A 19,860-nucleotide genomic window follows, 5' to 3' on the forward strand; every position below is an offset into this window, starting at 1 on the left:
GCCGGGGTTGGCGATGGTCTCGCAGAAGAGCGCGCGGGTGTTCTCGTCGATCGCCGCCTTCACCGCGTCCAGATCGTCGGTGTCGACGAAGCTGGCCGACCAGCCGAAGCGGCGGATGGTCTGGCTGAACTGGGTGATCGTGCCGCCATAAAGCCGCGAGGACGAGACGATGTTGCAGCCCGGCGCCATCAGCGGGAAGAGCGCCATGATCTGCGCCGCGTGACCCGACGAGCAGGCGATGCCGCCGGCGCCGCCTTCGAGCGCGGTGACCCGGGCCGCCAGCGCCGAGACCGTGGGGTTGGTGAGCCGCGAGTAGATGTAGCCGACCTCTTCGAGGTTGAAGAGCCGTGCCGCGTGGTCGGCATCACGGAACACGTAGGATGTGCTCTGGTAGATCGGCACCTGCCGCGCGCCGGTGGCGGCGTCGGGCTCGGCACCAGCATGGACGGCGAGCGTGTCGAAACCGGGAGTCCGGCCGGGAATCTCGTCGGGGGTCTTGTCGGTCATGTAGGTCCTCCTCCTTACGTTGCGGCACGTTAGGCAACCAAAGCGGCGGCGGCAATGCCGGAGGGCATGGGCCGAGCTTTCGGCCAAAGATGCCTGACTCGGTTGCTCCGCGCGGGCCGAACGGGCCGCGAAGCTTCGCTGAGCGCTCCTTCGCAGGTCACGATGCCCGCAGACCCGTAGAAGTGCCAGAGGACGCCTCGGTGAGGGGCACGCCAGGCCCGCATCCTGGATGCGCCTCCGGCCTGCCGCTGCGCCGGGTGATCCCGGTTTCCGCCCTGAGCGCGCCAGCCATTGTTCTGGCGGCTCGGCAAGGCCGCTTCGAGGGCCTCCTGCCGCCCTTCCCGTGTCGCTGGCCTGGAGCGCTGGCTCGCCGGACTGGTCTTGCTCGGCAGCTCTGTGTGGGCGACGCGGTCTGCAAGCTCAGCTGCCGCTTCGCCTCGGGCAGGGTCGCCCGAAGCCGGTTCATGAGAGCCCGCTCACCCCTCTTCCCGGCTTGGCGAAGCACCAGGGCCCGTGCGCGGGACTTGCCCGGCTCGGTCGCAGAAGTATCGACGGCGGACCGGGCCACCGCGAAAGCCGGAACGAAACGCGCCTGCACGCCGTCCTTGTGGTGCCTAGTGGTTCCTGTTGGTTCGGCCCGAGGGCCTGGGCCCCTGCGCCCCGTGCCGGCACCTGCGGCCAGGGTGGTTCGCGCAAGACGCCACGACGCATGCCGGCTGGCCGCGCCTGCCGCGAGCCACGCACGTGCAAACGCAAAACGGCGCCCGCGAGGGGCGCCGTCTGCAACTCCGGTGACGGAGTCGGAAAAGCTCAGGAGGCTTCTTTGATGAACTTCACAGCATCGCCGAAGGTCTGGATGGTCTCGGCTGCGTCATCGGGGATCTCGATGCCGAACTCTTCTTCGAAGGCCATGACCAGTTCCACGGTGTCGAGGCTGTCTGCGCCCAGATCGTCGATGAAGGAGGCGCTCTCGGTCACCTTGTCTTCTTCAACGCCCAGGTGCTCAACCACGATCTTGCGCACGCGATCAGGGATATCGCTCATTCTTCTGTCCTCACAATGTGTCTGGGCCGAGCGGCCCGTCTTTGCCCTTGCCCCAGCGGGGTGGCTGCTCAATCCGCCCGGAACCGGGCAACGTAACCCCGGAAGACCCGGGAAAGACCAGACCGGCGCGTCTGCACCGACCCGATCCAAGTTCCTGCGCGCCTATAGCATAAGCTCGCAGGATGGCAAACGCTTTCCGCCGCACCCTGGGGTACGTGGTCAGAGCATTGCCATACCGCCGTTCACATGCAGCGTCGCGCCGGTGACATAACCAGCTTCCGGGCTGGAAAGATAGAGGACAGCTGCGGCAATTTCATCGGCGGTGCCCATGCGGCCCGCGGGGATCTGCCCCATGATGCCGGATTTCTGCTCGTCGTTGAGCTTGTCGGTCATCGCGGTCTCGATGAAGCCCGGGGCCACGGCATTGGCGGTGATCCCGCGCGAGGCGACCTCATAGGCCAGCGACTTGGTCATGCCGACGAGGCCGGCCTTGGCCGCGGCGTAGTTGCCCTGGCCGGGGTTGCCGGTGGCGCCGACGATCGACGAGACGTTGATGATGCGGCCCCAGCGCGCCTTCATCATGCCGCGCAGCACGCCCTTGCAGAGCTTGAAGTTGGCGGTGAGGTTGACGTCGATCACCGACTGCCACTCCTCGTCCGACATGCGCATGAAGAGGTTGTCGCGGGTGATGCCGGCGTTGTTCACCAGGATATCGACCGAGCCCATCGCGTCTGCCGCCTGCTTCGGCAGCGCCGCCACGGCCTCGGGGTCGGACAGGTTGCAGGGCAGCACGAAGGCGCGCTCACCGAGCTCCGCGGCCAGCTCCTGCAGCGGCGCCTCGCGGGTGCCCGAGAGCCCCACTGTCGCGCCCGCGCCATGGAGCGCCTTGGCGATGGCACCGCCGATGCCGCCCGAAGCGCCAGTGATCAGCGCGTTTTTTCCCGTCAGATCGAACATAAGGTCCGTGCCCCTCTGCTTTGCCGTAAATCGTCCCGGGCGATATGGCATCCCCGCCGCTCTCGGGCAAGGGTCAGCACCCGCCTGCCGTGCAGCCCGTGCCCCCGGCCATGCCGCTGGGCCACCGGAGAGACAGATGCTATGCAGGCGACATGACTGCCGAAACGCCGCTCATCACCTGCCGCATCGCCGATGGCGCGCCCGAGATGTGCGGCGGCACCGGTCGCGAGATCCTGCCCTACTGGAGCTTCACCAAGACCGTGTTGGCCATCTGTGCGCTGAAGCTGGTCGAGACCGGGGCATTGCACCTCCACCGGCCGATCGAGGGGCCGATCGAGGGGCTGCCTGACGGGACGCCTGGCGGGGCAGCCTTTACGATGCGCCAACTGCTCGATCATACCGCGGGGCTTCCGGACTATTTCACCCTGCCCGGCTACCGCGCCGCGGTGGCGGCGGACGAGGAACCCTGGCCGCGCGAGAGGCTGTACGCGGAGACCATGGCCCAGGGTCGGCTCTTTGCACCGGGCGCCGGGTGGGCCTATTCCAACCTCGGCTACATGCTCGTGCGCGGCCTTATAGAGCAGGCGGCGGGCGAGAGCTTCGCCACCCTCGTCGCCCGCGTCATCGCCGCCCCTCTCGGGCTGAAGAGCCTGTCACTCGCCACCGACCGCGCGGATTTCGCTCGGGTGCCCTGGGAGGGCGCGCAGCGCTACCATCCCGGCTGGGTCTATCACGGCTGCCTGACCGGCACCGCGCCCGACGCGGCCCGACTGCTGCACGCGCTATTCACCGGTGCCCTGCTGGCGCCGGAGAGCTTTCGGCAGATGAAACTCCGGCATCCGCTCGGCGGCGCCATCGAGGGCCGCCCCTGGACCGACTGCGGCTATGCGCTCGGGTTGATGAGTGGGCGCTGTGGCGACGCCGGGCGCGCCATAGGACATTCCGGGGCCGGACCGTTCTGCGCCAACGCGGTCTATCATTTCCCCGACGCACCCCGCCCGGTCACCGTCGCGAGTTTCGGACGTGGCCCCTCGGAAGCCGCCGCCGAACATGCCGCCGCGCGGCACAGCCTCGGTTAACACCGAAAGCCTTCCCGCTGCGCTGCGCATGCCCCGGAGAGCGCGAAAACCCGTTCTGTGCACGGCGGATAGCTCCCTCCGAATGGGTACCGCCATGCCCTTCAACGCCCGGTCCGGCGCGGAAACCCGACAGAAATCCTCGGCCCAACCTACCCGACAAAATCAGTCAACTAATTGATTTTCTGCATTTTTTTTGCGCCCCCTCTTGCACGACCGGTCTGGGCAGGCTATCCAACAGGCAAGATAGCGAGCCAGCCCAGACGCCAGCCAGCCATCCAACTCCCGCCAGCCGGACATCGCCGCGACCCAGCCTCCAGAACCGGGGCGAGGCAGCCACGCAGTCCCTGCCAGCGAAGCGGAGGCCTCCCGCGCGCCTTGCGGTCGAAAGCCCCTAACATATCCCGCTGAATTTTCTGCCTGCGCCAATTCGCAGGCCCACCCGATCCGTCGCGAACGGCCACGGACTCAACTCCGCTCAGCGAGCCACCAAAGGCCGCATTGCCGGGTCACGAAAGCGCCTCGGCGGCAGGTCTCGGAGAGATGAACAGGAAGGTGAACTTGGTGCGGGTGGAGGGACTTGAACCCCCACGCCTTGCGGCGCCAGAACCTAAATCTGGTGCGTCTACCAATTTCGCCACACCCGCACGCGGGCGCGCAAGGCGCCCGGATCGGGCGGATCTCTAGCAAAGAGCCACGGGCGAGGCGAGAGGAAAAATCACCACCTGGAAATCACGGCGGAGAAATCTGGCGACATTAACATCTGCTTGACGTACGGTCTGGCAAAAAGAGGCAGTGACACAGCAGGACGGCGCCCATGGAACCGAAAACGGTCCGGCGCGACGACGGGGGACTTCCCGCGCGCCAGATAGACTCTGTTCACGGGGATGGTCCCGTGCTCAACGCCCTTGTGGCCGGCACCCGGGTGCTGACACTCGAGGGGGCTCTCCCCGTTGAATACCTGTCGCCCGGAGATCGCGTGATCACCCGCGACGGCGGCGTCGCCACGCTCACATGTGCGCAGCGTCTGAAACGGCGCCTCCCGCTTGTGGCGATCCGCGCCGGCAGTCTCGGCAACGCGCGGCCCGAGGGCGAGGCGCTGCTGCCCGCCGCGCAGCAGATCCTTCTGCGCGACTGGCGCGCCAGCGCGCTCTTCGGCGCCAGCCAGGCGCTGGTCCCGCTGGATCGGCTGACTGACGGCTACTTCGTGCGCGCCGCCGGCTGTCATTCGGTTCAGCTTGTCGCGCTGAGCTTCACCGCAGCGCACATCATATATTGCGACGGGCTGGAATTGGCCTCGGCCCGCCCGGTGATTCCGCCGACGCGGCCCTCCGCCCACCCGGATCGCCCGACCGCCTAGGCGCCCAATCCGCGCAAGACGGCCGGCAACGCCTCGGGAAGGTCCTCGGCGATCAGCCCCGGACCATGGTGCCGCGCCGCCTCGACGTGAAGGAAGGTCGCGGTCTGCGCCGCCCTCCAGGGGTCCACGCCCCGCGCCATCAGCCCGCAGATCAGCCCCGCCAGAACATCCCCTGCGCCGGCGGTCGCCAGCCAGGGTGTCGCCCGCTCGTAGACCGCCGCGTGCACGGCGGCATCCCCGTCCGGCGCGGCGATCACCGTGTCCGGCCCCTTCAGCAGCACAGTGCAGCCTGCCCGCGCCGCCGCGGCGCGCACCATGTCCACGCGCGACACCGCGGGGCCCCGGCGCGCAGGCCCGGAGAGTCGCGCGCTGAGATCGGGGAACAGCCGCGCGAATTCTCCGCCATGGGGCGTGAGCACGCAGCCCGGATGCAACGCCGAGAACAGGGCGTCGGGCGCATCGGAAAAGGCGCTCAGCGCATCGGCGTCGAGCACCGTTGCGCGGCCCGCGGCCAGCGCCGCGGGAACGAGCTCGCGTGCACGGTCCGCCCCCAGCCCCGGCCCGAGGCACAGCGCGTTCAGCCGCCGGTCTTCGAGCATCTGCGCAAGGTCGTCGGCGGCCTCGATCCGGCGCATCATCAATGCGGTGATCTGCGCGGCGACCTCCATCTGCGCGGCGCCGGGCACACCGAGCGTCACCAGCCCGGCCCCGACCCGCAGCGCCGCCCGCGCCGCGAGTCGCGCCGCCCCGGTGCGCCCGAATCCCCCGCTCAGAACCAGCGCGTGGCCATGGTCGAACTTGTGCCCGCCGCGCTTTCCCAGCGGCAGCGCCGGGGCTTGCACCAGCCGCACCAACTCCGGCGTCGCCTCTGGTGACAAGCCTATGTCGGCGACCGCCAGTGCGCCGCAGAACTCCGCACCCTCGTCGAGGTAGTGCCCGAGCTTCGCCGCGTGGAAGCTGACCGTCAGGTCGGCCCGGAATGCCGCTGTCGTGCCGTCCTCTGCGGTGATCCGCCGCCCCGAATCCGCGCAGAGCCCCGACGGGAGATCGACCGCCACGCGGTACCAGCCTTCAAAGCCCTGCGCCTCCAAACTCTCAAGGACCCCGGCAACCTCCGGGCCGAGACCGCGGGTCAGCCCGGTGCCGAAAAGCGCGTCGACCACCACGCCGGAGGGACCTTCTGGCTGCGGCGGCGTGTCGAAGGGCAGCCGCCGCACATCGCCCATCGTGCACCAGCGGTCGTGATTCAGCCGCGCATCGGGCGGCAGCCCATCGGCCTGCCCCAACAGGAATACCCGCACCGCCCAGCCACGCCTCGCCAGCAACCGGGCGATGACAAACCCATCGCCGCCGTTGTTGCCGGGGCCGCAGAGGATGATGGCCCGAGACGGGACAACCGCCAATTCGCCCCAGGAATTCAGCAGCGCAGAGACCACCCCCTCCCCGGCCCGCTCCATCAGCTCGGCGCCGGTGGCCGCACCGGACGCGAAGGCCGCCTGCTCCGCGTCGCGCATCTGCCGCGCCGTCAACAGCACCGTCATGCGGCTGGTTTCCGCGATTCAAAACTGCTCACTTCATGAGCGACTTGCGCAAAGAATAACCACATGCCAAAAATCGCCTCATATTTCCCTGCCGCGGCAGCCTATCCGATTGTCGCCGCCCATGAGAAGTGGTCTGGCAGGGTCCGACACGGGATCACGAGGAGACAAGGCCATGAAGAAGGTCGAGGCGATCATCAAGCCGTTCAAGCTCGACGAGGTTAAGGAAGCCTTGCAGGATGCAGGGATCCAGGGCCTCTCTGTGCTCGAAGTCAAAGGCTTCGGTCGTCAGAAAGGCCACACCGAGCTCTATCGGGGCGCGGAGTATGTGGTTGATTTTCTTCCGAAGGTGAAGATCGAAGTCGTCCTCGATGACGACCAGGTCGATGCCGCGGTCGAGGCGATCATCTCTGCCGCCAAGACCGACAAGATCGGCGACGGCAAGATCTTCGTCAGCCCCATCGAGCAGGCCATCCGTATCCGCACCGGCGAATCCGGCTCCGACGCGCTCTGAGCCGAAATCGCCCTGCGCTGTCTTCCGCCCGCCACCGGGACGGGGCGGAAGACCTCACACCAGAACACACCGGACCCAAGTACAGAAAGGGAAGAAGGGAATGAGCAAGGACGCAGTTCTCAAGCTTATTAAGGATGAGGACGTAGCCTACGTCGACATCCGCTTTACCGACCCGCGCGGCAAGCTCCAGCACGTGACCGTCATCGCCGATCTCGTCGACGAAGACTTCCTCGACGAAGGCTTCATGTTCGACGGCTCGTCGATCGCCGGCTGGAAGTCGATCGAAGCTTCCGACATGAAGCTCATGCCCGACACCGAAAGCGCCTACATCGATCCGTTCTACGCCGAGAAGACGCTCTGCCTGCACTGCTCGGTCGTCGAACCCGACACCGGCGAAGCCTACGACCGCGACCCGCGCGGCACCGCGGCAAAAGCAGAAGCCTACCTGATCTCCTCGGGCATCGGCGACTCGGCGTTCTTCGGCCCGGAAGCTGAATTCTTCCTGTTCGACGACGTGAAGTACTCGGTCACCCCGAACAAGATCTCGGCAGAAGTCGACGCGGACCACGCCGCGTGGAACACCGACGCCGACTTCGAGATGGGCAACCTGGGCCACCGTCCGACCTACAAGGGCGGCTACTTCCCGGTGAACCCGATGGACGACGGCCAGGACATCCGTTCCGAGATGCTGTCGACCATGAAGCGCCTCGGCATGAAGGTCGACAAGCACCACCACGAAGTTGCGACCTCGCAGCACGAGCTGGGCCTGATCTTCGGCACGCTGACCAAGCAGGCCGACGAGCTGCAGAAGTACAAGTACGTCATCCACAACGTGGCACAGGCCTACGGCCGTTCGGCAACCTTCATGCCGAAGCCGATCAAGGGCGACAACGGCTCGGGCATGCACGTGAACATGTCGATCTGGAAGGACGGCAAGCCGCTCTTCGCAGGTGACAAATACGCGGACCTGTCGCAGGAAGCGCTGTACTTCATCGGCGGTATCTTGAAGCACGCGAAGGCCCTCAACGCCTTCACCAACCCGGCGACCAACTCCTACAAGCGTCTGGTTCCGGGCTATGAAGCCCCCGTTCTGCGCGCCTACTCGGCACGCAACCGCTCGGGCTGCGTCCGTATTCCGTGGACCGAATCGCCGAAGGCAAAGCGTGTGGAAGCCCGCTTCCCCGACCCCGCGGCAAACCCCTACCTGTGCTTCGCAGCGCTCCTGATGGCCGGCCTCGACGGCATCAAGAACAAGATCGATCCGGGCGAAGCCATGGACAAGAACCTCTACGACCTTCCGCCGGAAGAGCTCGCAGAGATCCCGACCGTCTGCGGCTCGCTGCGTGAAGCACTGACCGAGCTGGAAGCCGACATGGACTTCCTGCTGGCCGGCGACGTGTTCACCAAGTCGCAGGTCGAAGGCTACATCGCTCTGAAGATGGAAGAGCTGGAAGCCTACGAAATGACCCCGCACCCCGTGGAATTCGCGCTGTACTACAGCTGCTGATCCCGCTCCTGCGGAAGAAAATAAAAGGCGCCCTGCGGGGCGCCTTTTTCATGCCGGAATTCTGCCCTGCAATCTCCAGATTACCCTAAGAGTGTATTGCTAGAGGGAATTTCTACCTCACGAGATACAGAGGAATTTTCAGCATGAACAAGGATTTCGCAGGGCGACTCGACAGGGTGACCCCGCCGGGACAGGCGCAAGGCGCGCCAGCGACACCGGCAGAGACCCTCGTAGGCGACCCCGACGACGATGATCGCGCACGCCGGCGACGCACGCAGCGCCTGGTGCTGCTCACCTTCAGCTTCGTCACGCTGTTCTCGCTGGTCGGGATGATCATCACCCGGGCGGTCGAAATCACCTCCCTCTGAGGTCGCCCATCCACCGCCCTGCCTGCCGCTGCGGCATGCGGCAGACTCCCGCCGCGTGGCTTCGCGTCCGTCCGCCGTCCCTTTCCGCATCAGGGTTGCCGCACTACCTTGCTGCGGCATATGCGTTTGTTCGGAGGTCCAAGATGCGTCGCACCCTATTGAAATTCCTGGCGGCAGCCACGCTGTCCCTGTCCGCCGGCGCCGCCGTGGCCGCGAGCTGCGGCAATACCTCGGCAGGATTCGATGCCTGGAAACGCGAGTTCGCCGCCGAGGCCCAACGCGCCGGTGTCGGCCAGCGCGGCATCGACGCCCTGATGAGCGCCGGCTACTCGAGCTACACGATCAAGGTCGACCGCAGCCAGAAGGGCGTGAAATACCCGCTCGACGAGTTCATCCGGATCCGCCTCGGCTCGGTGGACGGTTTCGCTGCGCAGGTGCGCAAGCGCCGCGACCAGAATCCGCAGTTCTTCAGATCGATCGAACAGCGCTACGGGGTACCTGCAGGAATCCTGCTGGCGATTCACGGCATGGAGACCGGATTCGGCCGCACCATGGGCAATGTCCCCGTGGTCTCCTCGATCACCACGGTGGCCTATGACTGCCGCCGCGCCTCCTTCTTCACGCCGCATGCGATTGCCGCGCTGAAAATGGTGGACCGGGGCATGCTGTCGCCGTCACAACAGGGCGCCGCCCACGGCGAGCTTGGCCACACCCAGTTCCTACCGGGCAACGCGCTGCGCTACGGCGTCGATGGCAACGGCGACGGCCGCGTCGATTTCTACAACCAGTTCGATGCGCTCGCCTCCACCGCCAACTTCCTGCGCCAGAAAGGCTGGCAGCCCGGGCAGCCCTTCGGTCAGGGCACCGCGAACTTCCGCGTGCTGAACGAATGGAACGCCGCCACCGTCTATCAGCAGGCCATCGCGCTGGTGGCTCAGAAAGTCGGCTGATTTACACTTATGCAACCCGGGGTGGTCGAAATTTATTAATATCGCCCATCCCGGGACCCGTTTGAGACAAAGTTCCTCCTCATTTCCCGCGCAAGATTCGGGGGAAAGACGTGTCAGAAGGAACACTTGGATGACGGGCAAAGCCCCCTACGCGGCCCTCTACCTGCCCGAAGCGGCAACCCCGGACCTCGTGCAGCTGCTCAAGACTGCCGGCAAGACACTGCTGGCCCTCGACAACAGCTCCGGGCGCCCGCTGCTGGTGTCGCGCCGCCGCCTGGCCCTGATGGGCGATCGCCTGGGGCTGTGCCTGACGCATTTCGACGGCAAGCGGGGCACGCCGCGAATCGTCCTGCGGGTGCTGAGCCGCGAAGGCGGCGTCGCCCGGGGGCCGAACGCCATCGCGCTGTTGCTCGAAGCGGTGCGCCGCCTCTCGCCGCTCTGCGCGGCGACCGAGATCGAATGGCTCTCTCCCCGCACCCGCCTGGCGCCCGAGACCCTGCCCGATCAGCTCAACCGCGCGCCGCGCAAGCGCCTCGCGCCGATCGATATTGTCGCCGAAGAGCTGCTGGCCGACGGCATCCGCCAAGCGATGACCGCCACGCTCATCCCGCCGTCGGAAACCCCGGGCTGGGGCCGCGCTGGTCTTCCCGCTGTCATCCCGCAGACCGACCCTGCCAAAACCCGGCTGACGCTCGCGGCCTGGGCGATGACCGGCCTTATGGCGATGCTGAGCTTTCCGGTCGCACTTGTGGTCGCGGCGTTCGGCCTGCGCCGCGGCATGGACTTCCGCCGGGTGACGCAGGCGCTCTGCCTGACGGTCCTCGGGGTATCTCTGAGCGATGCCGGGCTTCTGACCCTGCCGCACTAGCGCGTGTCCGGCCTCTAGGGCGTGTCCGGCCCGCGCGCGATGACGTAGGTGTGGATCGAAAACACCACCGCCTGCGTCTCGGGAAGGCGCAGCAGGCACTGGCGCTCCGAACGGAGGTAAGGCGCGGTCAGCGGATCGGCCCGATCGGTGTTGCTGCGCCGCGGCCCCGGCTGGAACAGCGTCGGATCGTCGTGAAACAGCCTGTTGACCCGCACCAGCGGCTTGCCTGGCCGCACCCCGTCAAAGAGCCGCTGCACCCGCCGCCCGATGTTGTCGTCATACTCGGGGATCGGCACGTGGATGATGCTGAGCGGCCGCGAGACCTTGTCCGCCAGCCGCCAGCCCGCCGGGAAGCAGAGCACGGCGCCGGTCAGCACGTGTTCGTCGCCACGCTTCTGCAGCAGGCACAGGTCCTCCTGCACCAGCCCCCCCAGCGTGGCCATGGGGTCGGCGCGGTCGAGCGTCACCGCGACACCATCGGGGCGCGTCACCACCTCGCCGTCGCGGGTGAAACCCGCGGGCAGATGCGCCAGCACCACCTCCAGAAGCTCCTGCGCCGCAGGCATCGCCCCGGGCTCGATCGCCAGCACCGCCTCGCGCTCGCTGGCCAGCAGGCGGTCGCGCTCGGCCATTTGCGCGGCATAGGCATCGTCAACCTTCAGCCAGGCCGCCGGATCAAGCGGCGCGATCCCCGGCAAGGGTTTCATCTCGGTCAGATCGTAGGGAATCCGCGCCTGCAAGATCATCGTCGTCACTCTCCGCTTTCGGCCCTCCAGAGGGGCAGCTTCTCGCGCAGCACGCAGACAGATCGCTGCGGCGCGTAGCGCGGCAGATCGTCCAGCGCCACCCACCGAAGGTCGTGTGATTCCTCGTTGCCGAGCAAGGGGTTCGCAGGGTCAGCCTCGAAGAGAAAGCGCAGATCGTAGTGAAAATGCGCAGGCGCGTCGCCGCGCGCGGGAATCTCGTGGATGTCGACGTCGAAAAGCCGCCGCGAGAGCAGCCGCGCGCGCAAACCGGTTTCCTCGAAGACCTCCCGCGCGGCCACCCCCGCAACGTCGGGATCACCGTCGCAATGGCCGCCGGGCTGCAGCCAGCGGTCCAGCTTGGCGTGATGCATCAGCAGCGTGAAGCTGCGGCAGGGAGAGACGACGAACCCCGAGCCGGTCACGTGGTCTTCGCGCGGGTCGCGGCCATATGGCTCTGCGACCCGGCGCAGCAGCGCTCCGAGCGCCGCCCAGGAGGCGCGGTCGCGCGCATCGTACAGGGTCATCCTCCAGGGCAGATCGGCCATGCGCCCTCCTCTCACGACAAGGCCGGAAGCATTGTCCCGGCCCTTTCATTGTTCAAATAATACGCCCGCAGCACCGGCCAGAGGCATCAAGGATCGAGGTCACGCCCCAGCGCCTTCTCGAGCGCCGGCAGGAAATCTTCGGTGTAGAGCGTCCCCGCCAGCGGGCCGACATGCTTGTGCAGCACCGTGCCATCGCCGCTCAGGATGAAGGTCTCGGGCGGGCCCGTGACGCCCCATTCGATGGCCGCGCGCCCCTGCGGATCGTAGGGCACGCCGATGAAGGGCGAGCCGTCCTCGGTCAGGTAACCCGAGGCGGCGCCCGTCTTGTCCTTGTAGTTCACTCCAACGATGCGCACGCCTTGCTCCTGCAGGTGCAGCAGCACCGGATGCTCGGCCCGGCAGGGCGGGCACCAGCTGGCCCAGAAGTTCACCACCGTCACCTCGCCGGTGCGCAGGTCCGCATCGGCGACCGAGGGGAAACCGTCGAGCGTGGCGCTCGGCAGCGCCGGGGCCTCCTTGCCGAGGAAGGTCGAGGGCAGCGAATTGGGATCGCCGCGCTGCATGCCGAAATAGGCCATCACCGCGAAACCGGCGAAGATCAGCGGCGGGATCACCATCAGAGGCGAGACCTTAGCCATGGCGTTTCACCCTTTCCTCGATCTTCTCGAGCTCGGCCCGGGTGCGGCGCGCCCGGCGCAGGCTCAGCGCGACGAGCGCGATGATGAGGCCTAGGCTCACCCCGTAGGAGGCCAGCACGGCAAAGGCGTATTTCCCCAGATCGGGCGTCATGTCCGGCCCTCCCGTGCCAGCAGCGCGCGCGAGCGGCGGGCGCGGATTTCCGTCTGCGTGCGCAGGAAGACCAGTGCCACGAAGAGCAGCACGAAGCCCGCGATGCAGACCAGAAGCGGATACCAGAAGACGTCGGCGACGTTTTCTTCCTTGTCCAGCGACAGCGAGGCGCCCTGGTGCAGCCCCTGGTTCCAGAACAGCACCGCGTAGCGCGACAGCAGCGCGAAGACCGAGCCGACGAGGCAGAGGATCGAGGTCAGGTCGGCGGCGGTGTCGTCGTTCTCGATCGCCGACCAGAGCGCCATGTAGCCGAGGTAGAAGAGGAACAGGATCAGGAAGGAGGTCAGCCGCGGATCCCAGGCCCACCAGGTGCCCCACATCGGCTGTCCCCAGAGTGCGCCGGTGGCCAGCGCGATCACCGTGAAGGTCGCACCCACCGGCGCGGCGGCACGCGCCGCCAGCGCCGAGACGTGGTGCCGGCGGATGATCCAGATCAGCGAGGTGACCAGCATCATGATCCAGGCGTTGATCGCCATCAGCGCCGCGGGGACGTGAAGGTAGATGATCTTCACCGTCGAGCCCTGCCGGTAATCATCCGGGGTGAAGAAATAGCCCCATACCAGACCCGTCACGAGGCACAGCACCGCCGCAACCGACACCCATGGCAGGATGCGGTCGGTGGTTCGGATAAACTTCACCGGATTGGCGTATTCCCAGATCGACATGCGGCTCCCCTAGCGCAGCTCCCGCCCTTTTACACTTCAAATATTCGGCAGCGGCAATGCTTGCCGGCGCCGCACGCCTCTCAGCGCAGGTTGATCCGCAGCACCGCCGCGCTGGCGAAGGGCAGCAGCGCCAGCGTGCCGAAGCTGATCCCCGCAAGCATCAAGAGCGGCGTCTGCACCGCCAGCCCCTCCGCCCCGCGCCGCGCCACCTCTGCACCGAAGATCAGCGTCGGCACGTAGAGCGGCAGCACGAGGATCGACAGCAGCAGCCCGCCGCGCTTCAGCCCCACGGTGAGCGCCGCCCCGAAGGTCCCGATCACCGACAGCGCCGGCGTGCCGAGCGCCAGCGAGACCAGAACCCAGAGGTAGCCCGAGGGCGGCAGGCTCAGCAGCACGCCGAGCGCCGGCGCGGCGAGCACGAGCGGCAGGCCAGTGGTGATCCAGTGCGCCAACGCCTTGATGGTGACGATGCCCTCCATCGGCAGCGGCGCGGTGGCCAGCAGGTCGAGCGAACCGTCCTCCCAGTCGAGCGCGAAGATCCGGTCGAGCGACAGCAGGCAGGCCAGCAGCGCACCGATCCACAGAACGCCGGGCGCGATGCGGCTCAGCAGGCCGGTCTCCGGCCCCACGCCGAAGGGGATCAGAACGGTGACGATCAGGAAGAAGGCAAGCCCGAGACCGAAGCCCCCGCCTGCGCGAACTGCAAGCCGCAAGTCCCTGAGAAGAAGCGCAATCACAGAAACGCCTCATCTTCCAGAGAGACCCGCGGCGCGGCCTTGAAGGGGGTGACGTCGAGCGCCTCCGCCTCGTCCAGCCCGAGGTCGATATGGGTGGCCAGCAGCGCAGAGCCGCCCGCCGCGAGATGTCCGCGCACCGCCTCGGCAAAGCGCGCCACCGAGGCCGTATCGAGCGAGACCGTCGGCTCGTCGAGCACCCAGACCGGGCGACCGGTGACCATCAGCCGCGCGAGGCCGAGACGGCGCTTCTGCCCGGCCGACAGCGTGCCCGCCATGCGGTCCTCAAGCCCGCGCAGATCGAAGGCGTCGAGTGCCGGGTCGATGTCGGACTGCGCAAAGACCTGCGCCCAGAAGCGCAGGTTCTCGGTGACCGTGAGCATGGACTTCAGCCCGTCCGAATGGGCGGCATAGGCGATGCGTTCGCCCGCGCCCTCGATCTCGCCGGCAAAGGCCGGTTGCAACCCGGCGATGGTGCGCAGCAGCGTGGTCTTGCCCGAACCGTTCGGCCCGCGCAGCACAAGCGCGCGTCCGGGGGCGAGCGAGAAGCTCAACCCCTCCAGCACCGGGACACCTCCCCGGGCCACGGCCAGATCGCGAACGGTCAGATTCATGGCAACGGCTTACCCCAGCCGGAAGGCCCGGGGAAGCGCGAAAGCCGCGCCGCGACAAGCTGTTGCAGGACTATGGCTGGTCCGGCACGGGCCGACATGCGGCGGCCGGACTGGCTTGGGCCCCCGCCCCTGGGTCAGACCGGCATTGCCGCCAGTGCGACCCGACGCCCCTCGCCCAGCAGCACGTTGTAGGTGCGGCAGGCCGACGGCGAGTTCATCACCTCGACGCCGACGCCGGCTTCCTCGAGCCGGGCCTGAAGCGCCTTGGGCAGCAGCGCGATATCACCGCCGGTGCCCACGAAAAGCACGTCGATCTTGCCCGCGAGCGAGATCAGCGTGTCCTCGTCGGAAAGTCCCGACCAGGGCTGCATGCCCTCGGGAGAGATACAGACGCCGCCATCGACGGGCCTGCCGCCGACACGAAAGAAGCCCGGGCCGTAACCCTCCACGGGCATCGCGTCACTGAAGTTGATTTCATTCATCCGCATGGTTCTTCCCCTAGTCCCATACAGGCGGCCCGGAGTGGACCGCTTTCCCTGTATGCGCGGAGACCGGACACTGTGCGCCCCCTCCCAACCTGGCGCACAGCGCAGGGCTATGCCGCGCTGCGGCAGCATAAGGCACAAATAAGAAAAATCAAAAGCAATTTGCCATACAAGTTGGTCCGCCCGCGGCCTGGAGGGGGCGGCGGGGGCCGACGAAGGAGGGTCAGCATAGCGCGCCTCTCCGGAAGCAGCAAAGCCCTAGACCAAAGTCTAGGGCTTTGCAGTAACAGCCGCGTAAATACCGGGCAGGCCTTCGCGGGTCACCCTGCGGCGGGCCGGTCTCCCGGCCCTGCAGGGGTCACACGCTGGTGCCGGTCTTCTTGGCCTCGACCTCGGCATCGGGCTTGGACCAGTCGCGCTTGACGCCAAGCCAGAGCAGCACCGTCGACGCCACGAAGACCGAGGAGTAGGTGCCGACGAAAACGCCCCAGATCATCGCGAAGACGAAACCACGGATCACGTCCCCCCCCAGCGCGAAGAGCGCGAAGAGCGCCAGCAGCGTGGTGAAGGAGGTCATGAAGGTCCGGCTGAGCGTCTCGTTGATCGACAGGTTCAGCACGTCCTTGATGTCGGTCTTCTTGTACTTGATCAGGTTCTCGCGGACCCGGTCGAAGACAACCACCGTATCGTTGAGCGAGTAGCCCACGATGGTCAGCAGCGCCGCGATGGTCGTCAGGTCAAACTTCATCTGCAGTTCCGAGAACACGCCGATGGTCAGGACCACGTCGTGCACCAACGCCAGCACGGCGCCGAGCGCGAACTGCCATTCGAACCGCAGCCAGATGTAGATCAGCACCGCGCCGATGGCGAGAACCACCGCTTCGACCGCCGTCCAGATCAGCTCACCCGAGACCTTCGGGCCAACGGATTCCACCGAGACGAACTCGATATCCGGCGAGACGCTCTGCAGCGCCGCCTCGACCTGGGCGATGGTCTCAGGGGTGACCGATGCCACCTCGTCCTGCGCCTGGATGCGCACCATGGCAACGTTCTGATCCGGCCCGAAGGACGGGTCGAACACCTCGGAGATCACCACGTCGCCCAGCCCCAGCGCACTGAGCGCATCGCGATAGGCACCCACGTCCACATGCTCGGTGCTCTGCGTCCGGATGGTGGTGCCACCGCGGAAGTCGATGCCGTAGTTGAGGCCGCGCGCACCGAAGCTGACCAGGGCCAGCACGATCAGCAGGCCGGAGATGCCGAACCACAGCTTCCAGTGCTTGAAGAAGTCAAAGCTCGTATTGTCGGGAATGACGCGAAGACGCATGGCTCAGACCTCGATGGTTTTGGGACGACGGCGTTCGAACCACATCGCGATCAGCAGCCGGGTGACGTAGATCGCGGTGAAGACCGAGGTGACGATGCCGAGGCCGAGGGTGATGGCGAAGCCGCGCACCGGACCCGAGCCCATGACATAAAGGATTATCGCCGTGATGATGGTGGTGATGTTGGCGTCGACGATGGCCGAGAGCGCCTTCTCGTAGCCGAGCTCGATGGCACGGGCCGGGCCGCGCGCGGTCTTCAGCTCCTCGCGGATACGCTCGAAGATCAGCACGTTGGCGTCCACCGCCATACCGACGGTCAGCACGATGCCTGCGATGCCGGGCAGCGTCAGCGTGGCACCGATCAGCGACAGCAGGCCGAAGATCAGCCCGACGTTCACCAGCAGCGCGATATTGGCGAAGATGCCGAAGAGACCGTAGCTCGCCCACATGAAGCCGAGCACCGCCACGAAGGCCACGCCGGTCGCCAGTTTGCCCGCGTCGATGCTGTCCTGCCCCAGTTCCGGGCCGATGGTCCGTTCCTCGAGGAAGTCGAGCCCCGCGGGCAGCGCGCCTGCGCGCAGCAGCACGGCGAGGTTGGTGGATTCCTCGACCGAGAACTGCCCGGTGATGATGCCCGAACCGCCGGGGATGTGGCTCTGGATCACCGGTGCCGAGATCACCTCGTCGTCGAGCACGATGGCGAAGGGCGAGCCGATGTTGGCGGCGGTGTAATCGCCGAACTTGCGCGCGCCGCTGGGGTTGAAGCGGAAGGTCACCGCCGGGCGGCCGTTCTGGTCGAAGCTCGGCTGGCTGTCGGTCAGCTCCTCGCCGGTGACCACGGGCGCCTGCTCCAGCACGTAGTAGACCCCTTCCTCATCCATGGCGGGCAGCAGCTCGTTGCCCACGCCGGGAGTGGTGTCGGGGTTGGTGGTGCGGCTGACGACCGGCTGGAAGGTCAGCTGGGCGGTGGTGCCGATGATGTCCTTGAGCTCGGCGGCAGAGCCGATGCCCGGCACCTGGATCAGGATGCGGTCGCTGCCCTGGCGCTGGATCGTCGGCTCGCGGGTGCCGACCTCGTCGATGCGGCGGCGGATGATCTCCAGCGACTGCTGCATGGTGCGCTCGTCGGTGGCCTGCTTCTCGGCGTCCGAGAGGGTCACGACGATCTCGTCGCCCTGCCCCGCGACCTGCAGGTCGTTGGAGCCGGCGCCGGTCAGCGAGGTCACCGGACGCGCGAGGCCGCGCACCAGTTCCAGCGCGCGGGCCATGCCGTCGGGATTGGAGATGCGCACCCGCAGCTCGCCGGCGGGCGAGGGTTGCAGGCGGATGGTGCCGACCGTGTCCCGCTCGGGGCGCAGGATGTCGCGCACGTCGGGCCAGAGCGCCTCGAGCCGCGAGGCGTAGACGTCGGCGACCTTCACCTCGGCGAGCAGATGCGCGCCGCCGCGAAGGTCGAGGCCGAGGTTGACCAGCCCCGAGGGCAGCCAGCTCGGCCAGCTTGCGGCGGCTGCCTCGCGTTCGGGCGTGGCGCCCGATTTCTCGATGGCCGCAACCGCGTCATTGTGGGATTCTACCCTGTTGTAGAACAGGTTAGGGCTGGCCAAGGCCAGCCCTACGATCACGAGCGCCCAGATGGTCAGGCGTTTCCAAAGATCGATCTGAAGCATATTCGTGGGCGCTTTCGCGTTGGGATCAGGACTCGGCGGGCTCGGTCTTCGACAGGACCTGGGCAACGGTGCTCTGGATCACGCGGACCTTGACGCCCTCGGCGATCTCGACCTCGACCTCGCCGCCTTCCTTGACCTTGACGACCTTGCCGATCAGGCCACCCTGGGTGACGATCTGGTCGCCCCGGCGCAGCGCGCTGACCATCTTCTGGTGCTCTTTGACCTTCTTCTGCTGCGGACGGATCAGCAGGAAGTACATGATGCCGAAGATCAGGATCAGGGGGACGAACTGGGCGACTGCGCTGCCATCCATGGGCGGGCTCCTCTTGGTGTCTATGGGGGCACGCCCCCCGCAAAATTTGGCCGGAACCTATGTGCGATCCTCCGCCGATGCAAGGCGCGATGGCAGCGGTCACATGCTGTGCACGGGCGATGCACGGCAGATGCACACACGTGTGCGTGATGGACGCTGGGGAAGGGACCACCGCGGTCATGCGATCAGTATTCTCCGCCGCGTTGGGATTCTTGCCAGTCGTGGTAGCTCTGTTTTGAGTCTTTTACTTTCCACTCAACGCGACCATTGCTGTTTCGATCCAGGACCACCGCCGAAGCAGCCGAGGGCGACGAGAAAGGGAACGGCTTTTCGAACCGGAGCTTTCCGTCATCGCTTTGCAGCAACACCCCGTCATGGATGAGTTTGCGTTTCAGCGATCCGTAGCTTTGTTGAACGTACCCGGTGCCGGTCAACGCTTCAGACCCCTCCAGAACGATGAACTCTCCATCCTCTTCGACGGCCTCTGCGCTCACCCCACTCTTGTGGCGTATCTCAAAACGAACTTCGCCCGAAGTGCGCACCTCGACGGGCTTATCCGTACGCCGAACGGCCTGTGGCTGCGGTTTCAACATCTCAAGGCCAACCACTGGAAGGATCACCTTCAGATTTGCGAGGAATTGTTCCATGTTGGCCCGATCCGCTTCGGGCAGCCTTCGACGAGAAATCTCTGGATGCGTGCCGTTGTCCAGTCGAACCCGTTTCGCCGCTGAAGCGAGCTCTATGAGCCGTGCCTCGAGATATTCTGCGTGCCCTTTCGAAAGGTCATCGTCACTTGTCGTAACGGCTATCGCGGTTTCCCAGAATTCGCGTTTCAACGCACTCTGCTTAATGCGCTCAGAAACCGAATTTCCGGAGCCAACATACGCACGGAGGCCCTCGCCGTCGGGATCCGGTCCAGTAAGAATGTAAACACCGGTACGGTCGACTTCATCTCGGCTCGTCAGTTCTGCGAAAGACGAGGCGCCGCTGAGAAAGACTATTCCTGTCCAGCCATGAATGCTTGCGCGTCGCAGCCCGCTGGGCTTGCCATCGACAAGAAACAACTGAATTGTTCGACCGAAACTTTGCTCAGAACTCATAAACTTCTATCTCTATACGCTGACCCTACGACTTTTAGCCCCTCTATCATCAATCCCGAAGGTCGCTCCACGTGATTGCCGATAGACCCATGTAAATATTTGCAAATCTCCCCTAAATTCGGAGCCCC

At 66.3% G+C, this 19,860-nt stretch carries 23 protein-coding genes and 1 tRNA gene; 7 read left to right on the forward strand and 17 right to left on the reverse strand.

What is annotated here, in order from left to right; translation table 11 throughout:
- The 3 genes from BM397_RS28105 to fabG all read right to left on the reverse strand — a co-directional run.
- Positions 1–507, reverse strand: a 507-nt coding sequence (locus BM397_RS28105) for a PLP-dependent transferase (protein ID WP_143187084.1), incomplete at its 3' end; no start/stop codon positions are given.
- A gap of 810 nt (positions 508–1,317) precedes the next feature.
- The gene (locus tag BM397_RS28110; RefSeq protein WP_007800270.1) at positions 1,318–1,551 is read right to left on the reverse strand and encodes an acyl carrier protein; all 234 of its coding nucleotides are present in this window, start codon (positions 1,549–1,551) and stop codon (positions 1,318–1,320) included.
- A gap of 219 nt (positions 1,552–1,770) precedes the next feature.
- Positions 1,771–2,508, reverse strand: a complete 738-nt coding sequence (fabG, locus tag BM397_RS28115) for a 3-oxoacyl-[acyl-carrier-protein] reductase (RefSeq protein ID WP_092431353.1) — start codon at positions 2,506–2,508, stop codon at positions 1,771–1,773.
- Positions 2,509–2,660: 152 nt separating this feature from the next.
- Here fabG and BM397_RS28120 point away from each other — a divergent pair, with 152 nt between their 5' ends.
- Positions 2,661–3,587 carry a serine hydrolase domain-containing protein gene (locus BM397_RS28120; RefSeq protein WP_092431352.1) on the forward strand — a complete coding sequence of 309 codons (927 nt, stop codon included), beginning with the start codon at positions 2,661–2,663 and terminating at the stop codon, positions 3,585–3,587.
- 559 nt (positions 3,588–4,146) lie between these two features.
- Here BM397_RS28120 and BM397_RS28125 read toward each other — a convergent pair.
- Positions 4,147–4,231 (reverse strand) — tRNA-Leu (locus tag BM397_RS28125).
- Positions 4,232–4,479: 248 nt separating this feature from the next.
- Here BM397_RS28125 and BM397_RS28130 point away from each other — a divergent pair.
- Positions 4,480–4,944 (forward strand): Hint domain-containing protein, encoded by a 465-nt coding sequence (locus BM397_RS28130; protein ID WP_245696279.1) that lies wholly within the window; start codon positions 4,480–4,482, stop codon positions 4,942–4,944.
- On the opposite strand, the gene BM397_RS28135 is transcribed toward BM397_RS28130, so the two are convergent.
- Positions 4,941–6,485 (reverse strand): NAD(P)H-hydrate dehydratase, encoded by a 1,545-nt coding sequence (locus BM397_RS28135; RefSeq protein WP_092431349.1) that lies wholly within the window; start codon positions 6,483–6,485, stop codon positions 4,941–4,943. The genes BM397_RS28130 and BM397_RS28135 overlap by 4 nt on opposite strands.
- A gap of 172 nt (positions 6,486–6,657) precedes the next feature.
- On the opposite strand from BM397_RS28135, the gene BM397_RS28140 reads away from it, so the two are divergent.
- The 5 genes from BM397_RS28140 to BM397_RS28160 all read left to right on the forward strand — a co-directional run bounded on the left by BM397_RS28140 (position 6,658) and on the right by BM397_RS28160 (position 10,689).
- Entirely contained in the window at positions 6,658–6,996 is a 339-nt protein-coding gene (locus tag BM397_RS28140) for a P-II family nitrogen regulator (RefSeq protein WP_092431348.1), read from the forward strand.
- A gap of 100 nt (positions 6,997–7,096) precedes the next feature.
- Positions 7,097–8,503: a type I glutamate--ammonia ligase gene (gene glnA / locus BM397_RS28145; RefSeq protein ID WP_092431346.1), complete on the forward strand. Its 1,407-nt coding sequence runs from the start codon at positions 7,097–7,099 to the stop codon at positions 8,501–8,503.
- Positions 8,504–8,646: 143 nt separating this feature from the next.
- The gene (locus BM397_RS28150; protein WP_092431345.1) at positions 8,647–8,871 is read left to right on the forward strand and encodes a hypothetical protein; all 225 of its coding nucleotides are present in this window, start codon (positions 8,647–8,649) and stop codon (positions 8,869–8,871) included.
- A gap of 143 nt (positions 8,872–9,014) precedes the next feature.
- Positions 9,015–9,821 carry a lytic murein transglycosylase gene (locus tag BM397_RS28155; protein WP_092431344.1) on the forward strand — a complete coding sequence of 269 codons (807 nt, stop codon included), beginning with the start codon at positions 9,015–9,017 and terminating at the stop codon, positions 9,819–9,821.
- Positions 9,822–9,951: 130 nt separating this feature from the next.
- Positions 9,952–10,689 (forward strand): hypothetical protein, encoded by a 738-nt coding sequence (locus tag BM397_RS28160; RefSeq protein WP_092431343.1) that lies wholly within the window; start codon positions 9,952–9,954, stop codon positions 10,687–10,689.
- A gap of 14 nt (positions 10,690–10,703) precedes the next feature.
- Here BM397_RS28160 and BM397_RS28165 read toward each other — a convergent pair whose 3' ends face one another.
- From BM397_RS28165 to BM397_RS28220, 12 genes are all read right to left on the reverse strand, one after another.
- Positions 10,704–11,435 carry a heme-dependent oxidative N-demethylase family protein gene (locus BM397_RS28165; RefSeq protein ID WP_092431341.1) on the reverse strand — a complete coding sequence of 244 codons (732 nt, stop codon included), beginning with the start codon at positions 11,433–11,435 and terminating at the stop codon, positions 10,704–10,706.
- 5 nt (positions 11,436–11,440) lie between these two features.
- Positions 11,441–11,980, reverse strand: coding sequence for an NUDIX hydrolase (locus tag BM397_RS28170; RefSeq protein WP_092431340.1), 540 nt, complete (start codon positions 11,978–11,980; stop codon positions 11,441–11,443).
- An 86-nt stretch (positions 11,981–12,066) separates the two neighbouring features.
- Positions 12,067–12,618: a DsbE family thiol:disulfide interchange protein gene (locus tag BM397_RS28175; RefSeq protein WP_245696278.1), complete on the reverse strand. Its 552-nt coding sequence runs from the start codon at positions 12,616–12,618 to the stop codon at positions 12,067–12,069.
- Positions 12,611–12,769: a heme exporter protein CcmD gene (gene ccmD / locus BM397_RS28180; RefSeq protein WP_092431337.1), complete on the reverse strand. Its 159-nt coding sequence runs from the start codon at positions 12,767–12,769 to the stop codon at positions 12,611–12,613. The genes BM397_RS28175 and ccmD overlap by 8 nt, the downstream gene beginning before the upstream one ends.
- A complete protein-coding gene (locus BM397_RS28185; protein ID WP_092431336.1) occupies positions 12,766–13,494 on the reverse strand; it encodes a heme ABC transporter permease in 729 nt (242 codons plus the stop codon). Before BM397_RS28185 ends, ccmD begins: the two co-directional genes overlap by 4 nt.
- 80 nt (positions 13,495–13,574) lie before the next feature.
- A complete protein-coding gene (gene ccmB, locus BM397_RS28190; RefSeq protein ID WP_066105998.1) occupies positions 13,575–14,231 on the reverse strand; it encodes a heme exporter protein CcmB in 657 nt (218 codons plus the stop codon).
- Positions 14,228–14,842 carry a heme ABC exporter ATP-binding protein CcmA gene (gene ccmA, locus BM397_RS28195; RefSeq protein WP_092431335.1) on the reverse strand — a complete coding sequence of 205 codons (615 nt, stop codon included), beginning with the start codon at positions 14,840–14,842 and terminating at the stop codon, positions 14,228–14,230. Before ccmA ends, ccmB begins: the two co-directional genes overlap by 4 nt.
- Positions 14,843–14,976: 134 nt before the next feature.
- Positions 14,977–15,330 (reverse strand): Mth938-like domain-containing protein, encoded by a 354-nt coding sequence (locus BM397_RS28200; RefSeq protein ID WP_092431334.1) that lies wholly within the window; start codon positions 15,328–15,330, stop codon positions 14,977–14,979.
- Positions 15,331–15,685: 355 nt separating this feature from the next.
- Positions 15,686–16,654, reverse strand: coding sequence for a protein translocase subunit SecF (secF, locus tag BM397_RS29870; protein WP_092431332.1), 969 nt, complete (start codon positions 16,652–16,654; stop codon positions 15,686–15,688).
- Positions 16,655–16,657: 3 nt separating this feature from the next.
- A complete protein-coding gene (gene secD, locus BM397_RS29875) occupies positions 16,658–18,319 on the reverse strand; it encodes a protein translocase subunit SecD (RefSeq protein WP_092431330.1) in 1,662 nt (553 codons plus the stop codon).
- 25 nt (positions 18,320–18,344) lie between these two features.
- Entirely contained in the window at positions 18,345–18,632 is a 288-nt protein-coding gene (gene yajC / locus BM397_RS28215) for a preprotein translocase subunit YajC (RefSeq protein ID WP_092431329.1), read from the reverse strand.
- 185 nt (positions 18,633–18,817) lie between these two features.
- Positions 18,818–19,732, reverse strand: a complete 915-nt coding sequence (locus BM397_RS28220; RefSeq protein ID WP_092431327.1) for a GIY-YIG nuclease family protein — start codon at positions 19,730–19,732, stop codon at positions 18,818–18,820.
- Positions 19,733–19,860 lie beyond the last annotated feature (128 nt).

This window comes from Alloyangia pacifica, assembly GCF_900116195.1.
GTDB lineage: Bacteria > Pseudomonadota > Alphaproteobacteria > Rhodobacterales > Rhodobacteraceae > Salipiger > Salipiger pacificus.

Coding starts and splice junctions, on each gene's coding strand:
- BM397_RS28110 (WP_007800270.1), bottom strand. CDS start 1,551: ATGAGCGATATCCCTGATCGCGTGCGCAAGATCGTGGTTGAGCACCTG.
- fabG (WP_092431353.1), bottom strand. CDS start 2,508: ATGTTCGATCTGACGGGAAAAAACGCGCTGATCACTGGCGCTTCGGGC.
- BM397_RS28120 (WP_092431352.1), top strand. CDS start 2,661: ATGACTGCCGAAACGCCGCTCATCACCTGCCGCATCGCCGATGGCGCG.
- BM397_RS28135 (WP_092431349.1), bottom strand. CDS start 6,485: ATGACGGTGCTGTTGACGGCGCGGCAGATGCGCGACGCGGAGCAGGCG.
- BM397_RS28140 (WP_092431348.1), top strand. CDS start 6,658: ATGAAGAAGGTCGAGGCGATCATCAAGCCGTTCAAGCTCGACGAGGTT.
- glnA (WP_092431346.1), top strand. CDS start 7,097: ATGAGCAAGGACGCAGTTCTCAAGCTTATTAAGGATGAGGACGTAGCC.
- BM397_RS28150 (WP_092431345.1), top strand. CDS start 8,647: ATGAACAAGGATTTCGCAGGGCGACTCGACAGGGTGACCCCGCCGGGA.
- BM397_RS28155 (WP_092431344.1), top strand. CDS start 9,015: ATGCGTCGCACCCTATTGAAATTCCTGGCGGCAGCCACGCTGTCCCTG.
- BM397_RS28160 (WP_092431343.1), top strand. CDS start 9,952: ATGACGGGCAAAGCCCCCTACGCGGCCCTCTACCTGCCCGAAGCGGCA.
- BM397_RS28165 (WP_092431341.1), bottom strand. CDS start 11,435: ATGATCTTGCAGGCGCGGATTCCCTACGATCTGACCGAGATGAAACCC.
- BM397_RS28170 (WP_092431340.1), bottom strand. CDS start 11,980: ATGGCCGATCTGCCCTGGAGGATGACCCTGTACGATGCGCGCGACCGC.
- BM397_RS28175 (WP_245696278.1), bottom strand. CDS start 12,618: ATGGCTAAGGTCTCGCCTCTGATGGTGATCCCGCCGCTGATCTTCGCC.
- ccmD (WP_092431337.1), bottom strand. CDS start 12,769: ATGACGCCCGATCTGGGGAAATACGCCTTTGCCGTGCTGGCCTCCTAC.
- BM397_RS28185 (WP_092431336.1), bottom strand. CDS start 13,494: ATGTCGATCTGGGAATACGCCAATCCGGTGAAGTTTATCCGAACCACC.
- ccmA (WP_092431335.1), bottom strand. CDS start 14,842: ATGAATCTGACCGTTCGCGATCTGGCCGTGGCCCGGGGAGGTGTCCCG.
- BM397_RS28200 (WP_092431334.1), bottom strand. CDS start 15,330: ATGCGGATGAATGAAATCAACTTCAGTGACGCGATGCCCGTGGAGGGT.
- secF (WP_092431332.1), bottom strand. CDS start 16,654: ATGCGTCTTCGCGTCATTCCCGACAATACGAGCTTTGACTTCTTCAAG.
- secD (WP_092431330.1), bottom strand. CDS start 18,319: ATGCTTCAGATCGATCTTTGGAAACGCCTGACCATCTGGGCGCTCGTG.
- yajC (WP_092431329.1), bottom strand. CDS start 18,632: ATGGATGGCAGCGCAGTCGCCCAGTTCGTCCCCCTGATCCTGATCTTC.
- BM397_RS28220 (WP_092431327.1), bottom strand. CDS start 19,732: ATGAGTTCTGAGCAAAGTTTCGGTCGAACAATTCAGTTGTTTCTTGTC.